The following is a 15897-nucleotide window of genomic DNA, read 5'->3' as shown; positions in this document are numbered from 1 at the left end:
GCTCTCCTTGTTCTCCAGAAGTCTGGTAAGGTTCTCTGAAATCTACATTGTGGGGGTATATTTGGGGTACGTTCAGGTTCAATGAAGTGAGATACCCCCTGATGAAGCTAATATTATAGGATGTGCGGAATTCAACCCTGTTCACTTTTTTTGGTTTGAGGTGAACGGTTGGATGAAGAGTAGTGATGAGCCTATTTTCAAGTCATCATCATTTAACAAAATGAATTTAAATAAAAATATTTAAAGGTGAATAGGTGAACAGTTTTACTCCTAATTCTTTAATAGGGTGAGGTAAGCGAAAAAGTTTTCTCTGGCAGGTGTTTTTCAGCTCTCCGATTTACCGAGTTAATTTATTAGCCCGGTAAATCGAGAAGACAAGCGCAGCGCATCAGTTTCTCGCCTTAAGCAAACCAAAATTAGTCTGCCATATCAAGTTGCTATGAGCAAAATATAGGACAGTATTGCCTATCAGTGTTGGAAGCAGTCCAAAATGACCCAGAGATGACGACTAAACTTGTAGCGATTCAAAATGATGAGAATGTCTTTACTCGTTATAATACTGGGATGATTATGGGCCGATGGCCATTCAAAAACGTATTAAAAGTGGAGTTTCACAATGACAAGTACCCAACAACGCGCCGAACTACAGCGTCAAATCTGGCAAATCGCCAACGATGTGAGAGGTTCAGTTGATGGCTGGGATTTCAAACAGTATGTACTAGGTACGCTGTTTTATCGCTTTATAAGTGAAAACTTTGCAAACTACATTGAAGGCGGTGATGAGAGTATCAACTATGCTGAGCTTTCAGATGATATTATCACTGACGATATTAAAGATGATGCTATTAAAACCAAAGGCTATTTTATTTACCCAAGCCAGCTGTTTGTTAATATCGCCGCAAGTGCTAATGAAAATGACAATTTAAACAAAGATTTAAATTCCATTTTCGTCGCTATTGAAAGATCAGCCAGAGGTTACCCATCTGAAGCTGAGATTAAGGGTCTTTTTGCCGATTTTGACACCACCAGTAACCGTTTAGGTAATACCGTTAAAGACAAAAACACCCGCTTAGCCGCCGTATTAAAAGGCGTGGCAGGGCTTCAATTTGGTCAGTTTGAAAATAACAAGATTGATCTGTTTGGTGATGCTTACGAGTTTTTAATCTCTAATTACGCTGCTAATGCAGGTAAATCAGGCGGTGAATTTTTTACACCACAACACGTGTCCAGGCTAATCGCTCAGCTCGCCATGCACGGGCAAACCAGCGTGAATAAAATATATGATCCCGCCGCTGGTTCGGGCTCACTGCTATTACAGGCCAAAAAACATTTTGATGCCCACATTATTGAAGACGGTTTCTTTGGTCAGGAGATTAACCATACCACCTATAACCTTGCGCGTATGAATATGTTTTTACACAACATTAACTACGACAAGTTTAATATTATGTTGGGCAACACCTTAACCGAACCACATTTTGGTGATGACAAACCGTTCGATGCCATCGTCTCTAATCCACCGTATTCGGTGAAATGGATTGGCAGTGATGATCCAACGCTAATCAACGATGAACGCTTTGCTCCCGCTGGTGTATTAGCGCCGAAGTCCAAAGCCGACTTTGCCTTTGTTCTGCACGCATTGAGTTACTTATCCAGCAAAGGCCGCGCGGCAATTGTTTGCTTCCCGGGTATTTTTTACCGTGGTGGAGCTGAGCAAAAGATCCGCCAATATCTGGTAGATAACAACTATGTTGAAACCGTGATCTCATTAGCACCTAACCTGTTTTTTGGCACGACCATTGCTGTAAATATTCTTGTGCTGTCTAAACACAAAATTGACACCACTACTCAGTTTATTGATGCAAGCACTCTGTTTAAAAAAGAAACCAATAACAACATACTTACCGACAATCATATCGAACAAATTATGCAGGTATTTGATAGCAAAGATGATATTGAACATTTGGCAAAATCAGTCAGTTTTGAAGCCATCGCCGCTAACGATTACAACCTGTCGGTGAGTAGCTATGTCGAATCTAGAGACAACCGCGAAGTAATTGATATTACAAAACTCAATGCCGAATTAAAGATCACTGTTAAAAAAATCGACCAACTGCGAGCGGATATCGATGCCATTATTGCTGATATTGAAGGCACGGAGAATAAGGCATGAGCAATATGAGCTTTATGGAAAAACTGCTTGATGGCGTTGAAGTGGAGTGGAAGACTTTGGGGGAGCTTACAGAGTATTCAAAAACTCGTATTTGCTTTGACAAACTTGATAAATCAAATTACGTGGGAGTTGATAATCTCCTACAAAATTGGGCAGGGAAAAAAGAGTCTACTTATGTGCCAACCGAAGGTAACTTAATAGAGTATCAAAGTGGTGATATTTTAATCGGAAATATTCGCCCCTACTTGAAGAAAATATGGCACGCTGATCGTATCGGTGGCACAAATGGCGATGTACTGGTTATACATCTGACTGATGAAACGATAACACCTAGGTATCTATATCAAATTTTAGCGGATGATAAATTTTTCGACTATAACATGCGGCATTCTAAAGGGGCCAAAATGCCACGCGGGAATAAAACAAAAATAATGGAATATCCAATTCCTATCCCATCTCTCAATATCCAAACCGAAATCGTCCGCATTTTGGACGCCTTTACCGAGCTTACCGCTAAGCTTACCGCTAAGCTTACCGCTGAGCTTACCGCACGCAAAAAACAATACAACTACTATCGCGACCAGTTTTTGAGTTTTGAAGAAAGTGAGGTGGAGTGGAAGACTTTGGATGAGCTTGCGAAGAATCTTGATTCAATGCGTAAACCGATAACGAGTGGTTTAAGAGAACCTGGTGAAATTCCATACTACGGAGCATCGGGCATTGTCGATTATGTTAAAGACTATATTTTTGATGGTGATTTTCTACTAGTTTCTGAAGACGGTGCAAATTTGGTTGCAAGAAATACTCCAATAGCATTCAGTATTAGTGGAAAAAGCTGGGTAAACAATCACGCACACGTACTCAAATTCGAAACATACGCTGAACGAAAATATGTTGAATATTATCTAAATAGTATTGATTTAACAGCGTATATCTCAGGTGCAGCTCAGCCTAAACTAAATAAAAAGAATTTAAATAGCATTAGTATTCCAAACCCTTCTCCTGAAGAAAAAGAACGTATCGTCTCTACCTTAGATAAATTCGACGCTTTAACTAGCTCCATTAGCGAAGGTTTGCCCCGTGAAATTGAATTGCGTCAAAAACAATATGAATATTATCGCGATCTGCTATTGAGTTTCCCCAAACCAGAGGTAGAGGCATGATATGAGTAAAACGCTAACGGAGATAGCACAGCAATTAAAAGAGGCCAATAAGAAAGTGCAACTGATCTATGCCTTTAATGGTACGGGTAAAACCCGGCTTTCGCGGGAGTTTAAACAGCTAATTGCGCCAAAAATTGATAATGATGAAAGTAGCAACAATGAAGAACTATCATTGACGCGTACTAATTTTTTGTATTACAACGCCTTTACCGAAGACTTGTTTTACTGGGATAACGACTTATCTGAGAATACCGAACCTAAACTCAAAATCCAGCCAAATTCATTTACAGATTGGGTGCTGAAAGATCAGGGGCAAGACCAAAATATCATTACTAACTTTCAACGCTATACGGATGAAAAATTAACTCCACATTTTAGTGAAAATGGTTCGGAGGTTACATTTTCTTTCGAACGTGGCAATGAAGCACCAACTGAAAATGTTAAAATATCAAAAGGCGAAGAAAGCAACTTTATCTGGAGCATATTTTACACACTAATTGAGCAAGTAATCAGCGTGCTGAATGTTGCTGAACCTGGTGAGCGAGAAACAGATCAGTTTAATCAATTGCAATACGTCTTTATTGATGATCCTGTGAGTTCGTTAGATGAAAACCATTTGATTGAGTTGGCAGTACATCTTGCTCAACTTATTAAATCTAACGAGTCTAGCGTTAAATTCATCATCACGACGCATAACCCTCTTTTCTATAACGTGCTACACAATGAGCTAAACAGCGATGATAAAAGCTATAAAAAGAAATGGTTTGAGAAATACAGGCTGACAAAGCATGAAGATGGCACATATCAGTTAGCAATCCAACCGAATGATTCACCATTCTCATATCATCTTTATCTGAAGTCAGAACTCGAAAAAGCCATCGAAAGCGGTCAAGTAAGCAAGTATCACTTCAACTTTTTAAGAAATATATTAGAAAAAACCTCTACTTTTCTTGGCTATAAAAAGTGGGGTGATTTATTGCCAAAAACCGATGATGGCAGGCCCAATCCTTATGAGGCTAGGATTATTAATATCTCTAGTCATTCAAAACATGCAGGTGAAGAGGTCGCCGAGCTTACGGAAGATGACAAGCGTGTTTTGCGCTATCTGGTTAATGAAATTAACACTATGTACCGCTTCCAACAGGCAGAAAATTAGAGTGAATCGAATTTATAGGTGAAGTATGAACGAATACAAAACTATTGCTGAATCAAATAACTTTATCGTACTGGATAAATACACCAAGGAATTGCAGCTAAATGAAACCTACCAAAGCGAAGGTGATTTAGAACGGGAATTGATCGACGATTTAGTCAACCAAGGTTATGAATATGTTTCTGGCTTAAACACGCCCCAAAACATGCTGGCCAATGTGCGTGAGCAATTGCAGATACTGAATAATGTTGATTTTTCAGCAAGTGAGTGGCAACGCTTTGTTGAACAGTACTTAGATAAGCCCAACGATAACAGCATAGATAAAACTCGTAAGATTCATAATGATTATATCCACGACTTTGTTTTTGATGATGGACATATTGAGAACATCTATCTAGTCGATAAGAAAAACATTGCCCGTAATAAAGTACAAATCATTAAACAATTCAAGCAAACAGGGGCGCAAGCGAATCGATACGATGTAACCATTTTGGTTAATGGCCTGCCATTGGTACAAGTTGAGCTTAAAAAGCGCGGAATTGCTATCCGTGAAGCCTTTAACCAAGTGCACCGTTATAGTAAAGAAAGCTTTAATACAGAAAACTCACTGTTTAAATACTTACAACTTTTTGTGATTTCAAACGGTACAGACACTCGCTATTTTGCCAATACTACCAAGCGAGATAAAAACAGTTTTGACTTCACCATGAATTGGGCCAAATCTGATAATACGCTGATTAAAGACCTAAAAGATTTCACAGCTACATTTTTTCAGAAAAATACCTTGCTAAATGTGTTAATTCATTATTCTGTATTTGATGTTAGCAATACTTTATTAGTGATGCGCCCCTATCAAATAGCGGCTACTGAACGTATTTTGTGGAAAATTAAAAGTGCGTATCAGGCTAAAAATTGGAGTAATACTGAAAGTGGAGGCTACATTTGGCATACCACGGGGTCAGGCAAAACTTTAACTAGTTTCAAAGCGGCACGTTTGGCTACTGAGTTGGATTTTATCGATAAGGTGTTTTTTGTAGTCGATCGTAAAGATCTGGATTACCAGACCATGAAAGAATATCAACGTTTTTCGCCTGACAGCGTTAATGGTTCGGAGAGTACCGCAGGGCTAAAACGGAATATTGAAAAAGATGACAATAAAATTATTGTTACTACCATTCAAAAATTTAATAACTTAATAAAAAGTGAAAGCGATTTACCAATATACAATAAACAAGTAGTGTTTATTTTTGATGAGGCACACCGCAGCCAGTTTGGTGAAGCACAAAAAAACCTAAAGAAGAAATTTAAAAAGTATTATCAATTTGGTTTTACGGGCACGCCAATTTTCCCGCAAAATGCTTTAGGAGCAGACACCACCAGTAGTGTATTTGGCCGAGAATTACATTCGTATGTGATTACCGATGCCATTCGTGATGAAAAAGTATTGAAGTTTAAAGTTGATTATAACGATGTAAGACCACAGTTTAAGTCCATTGAAACCGAACAAGACGAGAAAAAGTTAACAGCGGCAGAAAACAAGAAAGCTTTTTTACATCCCGTTCGTATTCGTGCAATTTCCCAGTATATTTTAAATAACTTCAGGCAAAAAACACATCGTCTCCAAGCTGGCGGCAAAGGCTTTAATGCCATGTTTGCGGTCAGTAGCGTAGATGCCGCCAAAGCTTATTACGAAGCATTCAAGCATTTACAAAAAGAGACTGAAGAAAATAAAGCAAATAAAAAACCGCTTAATGTCGCCACTATCTTCTCTTTCGCCGCTAATGAAGAGCAAGACGCTATTGGTGAGATTATTGATGAAAGTTTTGAGCTCACCGCAATGGACAGCAGTGCCAAAGAATTTTTAAGCGCAGCCATTGATGATTATAATGCAGCGTTCAAAATGAATTTTGGTGTAGATAGTAAAGGTTTCCAAAACTACTACAAAGACCTTGCTCAGCGAGTGAAAAATCAAGAAGTAGATTTACTGATTGTTGTTGGCATGTTCTTAACAGGATTTGATGCGCCGACATTGAATACTTTATTTGTCGATAAAAATCTGCGTTACCACGGCCTAATGCAAGCTTTTTCACGCACTAACCGTATTTATGACGCCACGAAGACCTTTGGCAATATCGTCACCTTCCGTGATTTAGAACAAGCTACGGTTGACGCTATCACTTTGTTTGGTGATAAGAACACCAAAAACGTGGTGCTGGAAAAAAGCTATAAAGAATACATGGAAGGCTTTACTGATTTAGTCACCGGCGAAGCACGTCGCGGATTTTTAGAGGTAGTGACAGAGCTACAAAGACGCTTTCCTAACCCTGATGATATTATTAAAGAGCAAGATAAAAAGGATTTTGCCAAACTATTTGGTGAATATTTGCGTGCGGAGAATGTACTGCAAAACTATGATGAGTTTGCAGGATTAAAGGCTCTACAACATGTAGATATTAGTAATCCGGAGGCTGTTGAGGCATTTAAGGCTAAATACTACCTGAGTGATGAAGATATCGCCGCGATGCAAGCGATTGAGATGCCAACTGAGCGTACTATTCAAGATTATCGCTCAACCTATAATGATACGCGTGATTGGTTACGCCGTGAAAAGTCGTCTAACGAGAAAGACAAATCTACTATTGACTGGGATGATGTCGTCTTTGAAGTGGACTTACTCAAATCGCAGGAAATTAATTTAGATTACATTCTTGAGTTGATTTTTGAAAACAATAAAAAGAATAAAAATAAGGCAGAGTTAATTGATGAAGTTCGCCGTTTAATTCGTTCCAGCCTTGGCAATCGAGCAAAAGAAAGTTTAATTGTTGACTTCATTAATCAAACTAACTTGGACGAAATTATCGACAAGGCCAGTATTATTGATGAATTTTTCAAATTTGCTCAAGCTGAACAAAAACGTGAAGCAGAAGAGTTAATTAGCTCGGAGAAATTAAATGAAGATGCGGCTAAGCGCTATATTACAGCATCATTAAAACGAGAATATGCAAGTGAAAACGGCACAGAACTCAATTCCACTCTACCTAAGTTAAGTCCACTTAACCCGGAATACAGAACGAAAAAGCAGGCTGTTTTCCAGAAAATTGCTGCATTTGTTGAGAAGTTTAAGGGGGTAGGTGGGCAAATATAGGTGTGAGCTAATATACAGAATTATTTACAGGGTCCAGTCGATCTACCACTCGCTATTATAAGCCACTTACCAACCATCTAAACACCTTGACGTTTAGATGGTTAATACGCTATTTTTCCCTCTTCCATTTGTATCATTATCTCACCTTTCCTCGGCTCACAAATTAATGCGTCTCAATAGTTTTAAACACCACAACAGATTGTAATTATTGTGAATTTTTACTATCAAAAAAATTGAGCTACGTCTTGATCTCATTTCACTTTATACGTGCAGGGTGGCTTTCACTCATACAGCTTACACCTCTAGCTATATCTAGTTGAAATATTCAGTGGATGGTTTCTCTACACCCAAACAATTAACTTATTGCAGCTACCTGACACTTAGCCTTGCACCGTTTTGCTGTGCCTGTTGGTATTTTAATGCTCGCACTACTTTTGCTAACCGTTCGCAGAACTTAAGGCGTCACTTTTGCAGGTTTACCGCTGAAAGTGACGCCGCAGCAAAAGGGCAACATGATTCTTACAGGCTCACGCCTACATCAAGCGGATATCATTGCTGTCGAGGAACAACCTTAGCGGCTGTTCCTCGTGAAGCGGGAGTCAGTTCATCTACATTAGCCAATACGCCCAGTCGGCCTTGGCCTAAAGGTGAATGGACTATTGCTAACTATCTCGAAATTCATCCCCCTGGAATTTGGCCTAGTCGGTATTTTGACATGTACGGTCAGCTTATTGAGCGAAAGGCTAGAAAAGAATTTGACTAACAATAGCTTGAATTAAAAAGATATTTTCTGGTGGGGGTACTAAGCCCCCCACCAATTGATAGTTAGAATATTTCTTTTAGTTAAGAAAAGTTAAGTCGCCTTGTTTTAATAAATCTAAACTTACATCTCCATGTATGAATAAATCAAAAGCTAAAAATAACTTTCTTAAGTCTGATTTTAAATGATCATCCTTTCCACTTCTTTTAAATAATGGAAAGGCTTCTTCTTGGATATATTTCCTTAATTCATCTTTACTTATTGATTTTATATTCTTTATTATAACCAATAATTCTTTGTTTTTTAATAAGTTCTCGTCTTTGATATCTTCAATTGATCTAAACCCAATACTTGAGTATTTTTTGTCCAGATTAACAGATTTAACTAAGTTATCTATTTTTCCATGTATCTTTATTCTTTTTTATATTTTTTCATTTCTTTTTTTGATATTTTTATATTATGGAAATCACAAGATTTTATTAACTTTGAGAAAGGAGTTCTGGCATGAAGAGGATAATCGATAAGAAATTCAATAGCTGATTTATTTGGTATTTCACTTTTATCAAAGATATAATCTTCTAAATATTCCATTTCTTTTACTCTAATATAAACAAGTTGTTTATCACCTAAAGCAACAACTAAATTTTTACCAGAATTGGCATGTTTCTCTAATTCATCCAAATCAGAAGGTGTGACTAATATACTACCTAGATTTCCTTTTTCCCCCTCTTCTAGTATAAGTTGCTTTATTACCCTTTGATATCTAAGGATATCATATGGCGGCAACCCTTCATCTATATTACTTATTTCATCATATATCTTTTTATAATTATCTGTTTCTATAGATGTATACGTTATTTGTGATTTATCATCTGTTCTATGTGTTTTTATAATATCCATTTCATCTTTTTTAAACTCAATAAAAATAATTCTTTCAGCAGATTTTCTTTTGTCTTCTTTCGGAAGTTGTGAAGAAAAATCAATCAGTAGTTTTTTTACATTTCTATCTGTTAATGAATATCCAATAAAAATTATCGAGCTTTTTATCATACTTGATAATATTTTTGCGCTAATCAGTATAGATTTACTATCATATCTTTCATAATCATAACTATTAATTACTATTGAATTAGGTAATTCTATATCTCCGTGTATCTTATATAACTCACTCCATCCAATAGTATCATCAAAAAAACCGTCATTGCCAATATACATTTTAGGTTCAACATTTTGTTCTGACAAAAGTGTTTCAATAAATGAATCGTAATTTGTTGTAATGATCATTTTTGCATTTTTTAAAAATTTCTTAAATGATTCAAGTTCATCTTTTTTAATATTTTGTTTTAATTTATTTTGTTTAAATCTTTGGCATAAAGAATACTTAAATGGTGATATATCCTCATCAAAAACTCTTTTTGATGTCAATCCTTCTAATGATATTTTCCCTGAATTAAATAATCCATTGAATTTTTTTTCAATGTAAGTTGCTGCGTCCGAATATATTTTATGATTTAAATCAGGATCATTTTGTTTTTCTTTATATTTATCCTTTATTTCCGATAAGTAATTATAAAAACCTTGACCATTGTTATCAATTTTACTCCAGTATTCTTCCAGCAACTCAGGCCATGTTGGAGAATTTTCCAAGTATCTTTTAGACATTCCAGATCCAATAAATACTATTGGATAATTTTTGAAGTTAAAAATAGAGTCAGACATTTTAAGCCCTTTTCATAAAGATCAGCCGACCACTGGTATACTGCATATAGTAAAACATACTAAATCACTTTTTCTAATATTTTGATCAGAGCTTACTTAATTTGTGAGATATGTTGGCGATTAAAAAACAAACCAATGTTATAATAATGATGATTATTAATTTATGAAATAAATTCCTGTTGCATAGTAACAATTTGTTATTTTAAGGTGCAATATATTGACTCAGAGAAAGTAATACCATAATGATACTATCAGCACAAAGTTTGACAACCTCTTTTATATGACAGACACATATATGAGTTTATCCAAGGATAACCAAACGCTAATAAAAAGTGAGTAATGAACCACCCTGAATAAGAAATAATCAAATATAAGATGTAGTTCAATGATTATTTTTATACAAAATTACTGCTGTTTCCCTTTCTCATCGATTTAAATAATGAGAAAGCTCCCATTCTTTATATTGCTGATTAACTTCTTTCACTGACATGAGTTTTATCTTGGGAATTGACAAGCTTTCGTAAATTTCAGTATGACGTTTTCTGCTTTTGGGTACGGCGAAAATAATGTGATGTATCATCTCCCATTTTATGCGTTCTTTAGCTCCGGAAAGACCACCATATCGGTAACTTTGGAGTAAAGTCCTGTTCATATATCGAGACAAACTCATACGGTTTGGATTGATGTTACAGTGGTATGAAGTTATTCAGATGGGATGGAAAAGGGCGGGAAAAATAATGTGAGGGAGTTGGAGAAAAACGCATGATATAAACATCAAAATGTCTAGATGATTATATCTGCAACACAAATCGACTTTATTTATGCCTTAAACACCTGTGTCTGGTGCCATTCAATAAATCTATCTGCCGGATAATACTGACGATTACGCGGCAGATAAAGGCTTTCGCCATCTCTGGCCCAGAACAGTTGCTCAACAACCGGGCTACGATTGACCCCATCAGAAATTTTAATCTTCAGATTCTCGTCTATGCCGATTGCACCTCTGTCAAAAGCGGAATGATGAAGTGTGCAAAGTGCCAAACCATTCTCCACTAGGCAAGGGCCACCGAACTGTTTCCATTTGATGTGGGCGGCTTCCAGACCGACCAGTGAGCCATCCAGACGTAAATCATAGCCACAAACGGCGCAGCGGTAGTGATAAGCGCGTAAAACCATACCACGAAAACGTGGATCACGGCTATTTAGCCCCTTGTTAATATCAAAACCTAGTCGCTCAGCCAGGCTTACCTGAACGCTTTCAGGGAAATGTTCATTAAGGATCTGTTGTGCCAGTTCATCAACTAGTGCAGGCTGACAGCGCAATAACTGAAAATTGGCTGAATCAAAACCTCCGGCAACCTGATGCTCAATAAGTTCTTGTTTTGGTGGCTCTTTGCTTCTCGGACGTGGTGTGCAATGTTCTGCATTTTCCAGTTCCCAGAAGCCATCTCCCCGTAAACGCCAGAAAGGCATTGAAGGATAGTGTTTTTTGCGACTGGGACCAAAATCGGTGAGTAATTGTAATAGTGGTTGGTGGATTTCATCACCGTAATTAAATAGTTGCCCATGCCCTTTTTTGTACTCAGACAACACATACAATAGCAGTAATGGCTTATGTGGTGCGCGTTGATCGCCTTTACGCCAGACGGTGAGTTTTGATATCGCTGTTTGCAGTGCTGCGGGTGAAGTCATAACTATTAGCTAAATTGGTGAATGAACTGCGATCATGCTCGCAAAAGTGAATGAGTTCAATACATAGTTGATGCTGAGTATTGAACAGTCTGTTCAGATAGGAAAAGAAAAGACCAAAATAGGTCAATTATTTATGAGGACCTTTTTTATAAATTAATTACATTTCACATATTATCCTTCAATTACAGCATACCTGATAAAACTAGAAATTTACCCCTGAGGAAGCATTGAAGTCACTCTTATTCCAGTAGACATTTCTGGCTTATTTGTGAATAACTCCCAAGAATTTCATTATCTAGCCGATACTTTGCCAGCCAGTAGAGCTATGTTGGATATTATGGAACTCGCAATGAATAGTGCAAAGTTAGGTTATTTCCCCGCAACCCGCCTTTTCCTGAAAGAACATCTATGCCCATCACGAATCACTGTTTTCCAATTATCTCTAGTAAGTTATCTTAAAAACACGTATTAATGTTAAAATTTTTGTACCATTTCTACAGAAGCGAAATCATATTTTTAACAAACTATTACAAAGATATCTTCGCTGACAACTCGCTTGACTTTATTAATCTGTATTCGTAAACACATAGCACTGTCTATTCCAAAAGGAGAGATTATGAAATCACGAGCCGCTGTTGCATTCGGACCGGACCGCCCCCTTGAAATCGTCGAAGTCGATGTGGCCCCACCCCAAGCCGGTGAAGTGCTGGTCAAAATCAGTCATACCGGCGTATGTCATACGGATGCCTTCACCCTGTCAGGGGATGATCCGGAGGGCGTTTTTCCTGTCATACTCGGGCATGAAGGCGCCGGCGTAGTCGTTGAGGTTGGTGAAGGCGTCACCAGCGTTAAACCCGGTGATCACGTTATCCCTCTTTATACCGCAGAATGCGGAGAATGCCTGTTCTGCAAATCAGGAAAAACCAATCTGTGTGTGTCCGTGCGAGCAACTCAAGGAAAAGGCGTAATGCCGGACGGCACAACCCGTTTTTCCTACAAAGGGCAGCCTATTTATCATTATATGGGATGCTCCACATTCAGCGAATACACAGTCGTAGCCGAAGTATCACTGGCAAAAATCAACCCGGAAGCAAACCATGAAGAGGTGTGCCTACTGGGTTGCGGTGTCACTACCGGCATCGGTGCCGTGCATAATACCGCTAAAGTACAGTCCGGTGATTCTGTTGCCGTCTTTGGACTCGGCGGCATTGGCCTTGCCGTAATACAAGGCGCTCGTCAGGCAAAAGCTGGCAGGATCATTGCCATTGATACAAATCCGGCAAAATTTGAGCTGGCAAGACAGTTCGGCGCGACCGACTGCCTGAATCCGAATGATTACGACAAACCTATCCAACAAGTGATCATTGAGATGACGGAATGGGGAGTGGATCATACCTTCGAGTGTATTGGTAATGTCAATGTGATGCGCGCCGCGCTCGAAAGCGCACACCGTGGTTGGGGGCAATCAGTGATTATTGGTGTGGCTGGTGCAGGACAGGAAATATCAACCCGACCATTCCAACTAGTCACCGGTCGTTCGTGGCGAGGCACCGCTTTCGGTGGTGTTAAAGGCCGCAGTCAGTTGCCTAAAATGGTAGAAGAGGCAATGAAAGGTGAAATTGAGTTAAAGCCCTTTGTGACTCACACCTTGCCGCTCGAACGCATTAATGAAGCATTCGATCTGATGCATGAGGGCAAATCCATTCGCACAGTCATCCATTACTAAGCTGTTCTAAGGGAGTTAAAAACCATTCAGTAATAGGCAGTTTTTAACAAAACAGGAAACGATAACCCCAGGTTCACCGTGAGATAAGTGAACCTGTATGTTTTACAGAGAGGAAAAAGAATGGAGAGGATTGAGCGCCACGCTTGTTTTGGGGGATGGCAGGATGTTTATCAGCATGAATCGGCCGTGCTTGGCTGTACCATGAATTTTGCAGTCTACCTTCCTCCTCAGGCTGAACATCAGAAATTACCGGTGCTGTATTGGCTCTCGGGCCTAACATGTAATGAACAGAATTTCATCACTAAAGCGGGAGCTCAACGCTATGCTGCCGAACAAGGTATTATCCTTGTCGCCCCAGATACTAGCCCTCGTGGTGAGAAAGTTGCAGATGATAGCGCTTATGATTTGGGTCAAGGAGCCGGTTTCTACCTCAACGCAACACAGGAACCTTGGGCGCCGCACTATCGCATGTATGATTATGTGGTGTCAGAGCTACCGGCACTGATCGAAACACACTTCCCAGTAACAGGCGCTCGGGCCATTAGTGGTCACTCTATGGGCGGTCATGGCGCACTGATGATCGCGCTACGCAATCCAGATCGTTACCACAGCGTATCGGCCTTTTCACCGATTGTTGCTCCTTCTCAAGTTCCTTGGGGAGAAAAAGCTTTTCGCGCTTATCTGGGCGAAGATCGTGAAACATGGAAAACCTATGACACAATCGAGCTGCTAACCAATAGCGCCAAATCATTGCATATGTTAATTGACATCGGGACCGATGACCCGTTTCTTGAAGAGCAATTACGTCCTGAGCTGTTGAAGGATGTATGCGAAAACACCGGGCATCCCTACACATTGAATCTGCGCACTGGTTATGATCATAGCTATTATTTCGTCGCCAGCTTTATCAGCGAGCATATCGCGTATCATGCCAAGGTATTGAAGGGAATTTGTTCTGATAATCAATAAATTAGATACGAGTTCAGACAAAAAGTCCCACACTAGAGGCATTAAGAAATTTTTTACCCTATTTACCTTAGGTCAATTCTGTAGAGCAGGCCGCTGGTTTGAAGTGAGTTCTCCAGCGGCATCCCATCAACCTCCTGCAACAACTTTATGAAGAATTACTTGAACAACTTAAAATGGCAGAAGAATTAGGAAACAGACTTTTCATCGGTGGCAAAATGGAAAATAAGATTCGTTATGAACAAACTGAATAATCGCCCACATCAGACATTGGAATACAAAACACCTAATGAATTATTTTTAAATCAAAAAATCATCTTATAATATTAGATAAAGTCATTTGCACTAATTATGCAAATGTACAGATTTTAATTAAGCATTAATAGATAAATTATGGTCATAAACTAATTAGATAATCGACTACGGAAAAATCAGGATGGGAAAATACCCAATGAATTATTAAATAAATACGAAATTATTTACTCACGATGTAATTATTTCGCAATTACCATGATAAATAACCAAACATTATAAATTGAAATTACCACCAATTGAAACAATAAAGCTGTTATAATACAAAACAAATATTTCGTTGTATTATAAAGAAAAAATACGAACCAAATTAAATGTCTAACGAAAATAAATTATTTATTCTTCGTGATCATCAAGATAATTTTTATTTTTTCATAGAATTCATATGATAATTATTTGTTATAGTGGCTTTAATGTGTTATTTATTTCACTCGTAAGATTTATTTTTATTTAACACATCTTAAACTACTTATATAGTTGGATAGCTAAGGAGACTGTAATGACATTGCAAGAAATTGGCAAGATGAGTCTTAAAAATTCAGGTGGATTTGTTGCCAGAATCCAATTTAGTTATATGGATGGAGATGGTGAAAAGCATTTAAGTCAGCAAGGTAATAATATTACTCTTGGATTAACAGATACTGTTGACCCTGGCGATCTTGGAGTTCCTGATGGCTCAATAGTTTTTATGCATGTATTCGTGGTATGGGGAAATGATAATGAAGCCCGTAAAGCTTTTTTATACAAAAAAGGAAGCCAAGCACTTGCCAGCTACAATATCAGTGGTACGACATTAAGCAATGATCTTGGTTTGATCGATGTCTCGTAATACATATATACCCTGCATTTTTAAACTGCCCCCTTATGTACGGATTGGTGTCCAACATTTGGGGGACAGTTCATGCTTATACTCTCTCACGCTCCGAACCTGAGAACACGTTTATCTGGCATTGCTCCTAATGTTTCAGTCACCCTTCTACATGTACACCATCACACCAAAGGTGTGTTAGTTAGTAACAGAACTCTTTTTTGTGATTTCAGTTATAAAAATTCATTTGAAAAAAAATAGTACTGTTCATCTTCAGCGC

At 38.3% G+C, this 15897-nt stretch carries 8 protein-coding genes and 2 pseudogenes; 8 read left to right on the top strand and 2 right to left on the bottom strand.

Annotated features, from left to right (window positions below; genetic code table 11):
- Positions 1–616: 616 nt before the first annotated feature.
- From B0X70_RS02685 to B0X70_RS02665, 5 genes and pseudogenes are all read left to right on the top strand, one after another.
- Positions 617–2173 carry a type I restriction-modification system subunit M gene (locus B0X70_RS02685; protein ID WP_217470832.1) on the top strand — a complete coding sequence of 519 codons (1557 nt, stop codon included), beginning with the start codon at positions 617–619 and terminating at the stop codon, positions 2171–2173.
- Positions 2170–3336: a restriction endonuclease subunit S gene (locus tag B0X70_RS02680; protein WP_217470831.1), complete on the top strand. Its 1167-nt coding sequence runs from the start codon at positions 2170–2172 to the stop codon at positions 3334–3336. Before B0X70_RS02685 ends, B0X70_RS02680 begins: the two co-directional genes overlap by 4 nt.
- A gap of 1 nt (position 3337) precedes the next feature.
- A complete protein-coding gene (locus B0X70_RS02675; RefSeq protein WP_217470830.1) occupies positions 3338–4492 on the top strand; it encodes an AAA family ATPase in 1155 nt (384 codons plus the stop codon).
- Between the two features lie 25 nt (positions 4493–4517).
- A complete protein-coding gene (locus tag B0X70_RS02670) occupies positions 4518–7634 on the top strand; it encodes a type I restriction endonuclease subunit R (protein WP_217470829.1) in 3117 nt (1038 codons plus the stop codon).
- 559 nt (positions 7635–8193) lie between these two features.
- Positions 8194–8397: pseudogene (locus B0X70_RS02665) on the top strand (helix-turn-helix domain-containing protein); the annotation flags it as partial.
- A 76-nt stretch (positions 8398–8473) separates the two neighbouring features.
- Here B0X70_RS02665 and B0X70_RS02660 read toward each other — a convergent pair.
- Both B0X70_RS02660 and B0X70_RS02655 read right to left on the bottom strand, forming a co-directional pair.
- Positions 8474–10113, bottom strand: a pseudogene (locus B0X70_RS02660) (SIR2 family NAD-dependent protein deacylase).
- Between the two features lie 819 nt (positions 10114–10932).
- Positions 10933–11805 (bottom strand): phosphorothioated DNA-binding restriction endonuclease, encoded by an 873-nt coding sequence (locus B0X70_RS02655; RefSeq protein ID WP_217470828.1) that lies wholly within the window; start codon positions 11803–11805, stop codon positions 10933–10935.
- A gap of 616 nt (positions 11806–12421) precedes the next feature.
- Between B0X70_RS02655 and B0X70_RS02650 the strand changes: the two genes are divergently transcribed.
- The 3 genes from B0X70_RS02650 (at position 12422) to B0X70_RS02640 (ending at position 15638) form a co-directional block, all read left to right on the top strand.
- Positions 12422–13531, top strand: coding sequence for an S-(hydroxymethyl)glutathione dehydrogenase/class III alcohol dehydrogenase (locus B0X70_RS02650; RefSeq protein ID WP_217470827.1), 1110 nt, complete (start codon positions 12422–12424; stop codon positions 13529–13531).
- Between the two features lie 120 nt (positions 13532–13651).
- Positions 13652–14500, top strand: coding sequence for an S-formylglutathione hydrolase (fghA, locus tag B0X70_RS02645; protein WP_036811610.1), 849 nt, complete (start codon positions 13652–13654; stop codon positions 14498–14500).
- A gap of 808 nt (positions 14501–15308) precedes the next feature.
- A complete protein-coding gene (locus B0X70_RS02640; RefSeq protein WP_036811608.1) occupies positions 15309–15638 on the top strand; it encodes a hypothetical protein in 330 nt (109 codons plus the stop codon).
- Positions 15639–15897: the final 259 nt, after the last annotated feature.

This window comes from Photorhabdus akhurstii, from assembly GCF_019090985.1.
Taxonomy (GTDB): domain Bacteria; phylum Pseudomonadota; class Gammaproteobacteria; order Enterobacterales; family Enterobacteriaceae; genus Photorhabdus; species Photorhabdus akhurstii.
This window is presented reverse-complemented; position numbering and strand designations above follow the sequence as displayed.

Excerpts from the sequence above, each read along its gene's own strand:
- B0X70_RS02685 (WP_217470832.1), top strand. The coding sequence starts at position 617 with ATGACAAGTACCCAACAACGCGCCGAACTACAGCGTCAAATCTGGCAA.
- B0X70_RS02680 (WP_217470831.1), top strand. The coding sequence starts at position 2,170 with ATGAGCAATATGAGCTTTATGGAAAAACTGCTTGATGGCGTTGAAGTG.
- B0X70_RS02675 (WP_217470830.1), top strand. The coding sequence starts at position 3,338 with ATGAGTAAAACGCTAACGGAGATAGCACAGCAATTAAAAGAGGCCAAT.
- B0X70_RS02670 (WP_217470829.1), top strand. The coding sequence starts at position 4,518 with ATGAACGAATACAAAACTATTGCTGAATCAAATAACTTTATCGTACTG.
- B0X70_RS02655 (WP_217470828.1), bottom strand. The coding sequence starts at position 11,805 with ATGACTTCACCCGCAGCACTGCAAACAGCGATATCAAAACTCACCGTC.
- B0X70_RS02650 (WP_217470827.1), top strand. The coding sequence starts at position 12,422 with ATGAAATCACGAGCCGCTGTTGCATTCGGACCGGACCGCCCCCTTGAA.
- fghA (WP_036811610.1), top strand. The coding sequence starts at position 13,652 with ATGGAGAGGATTGAGCGCCACGCTTGTTTTGGGGGATGGCAGGATGTT.
- B0X70_RS02640 (WP_036811608.1), top strand. The coding sequence starts at position 15,309 with ATGACATTGCAAGAAATTGGCAAGATGAGTCTTAAAAATTCAGGTGGA.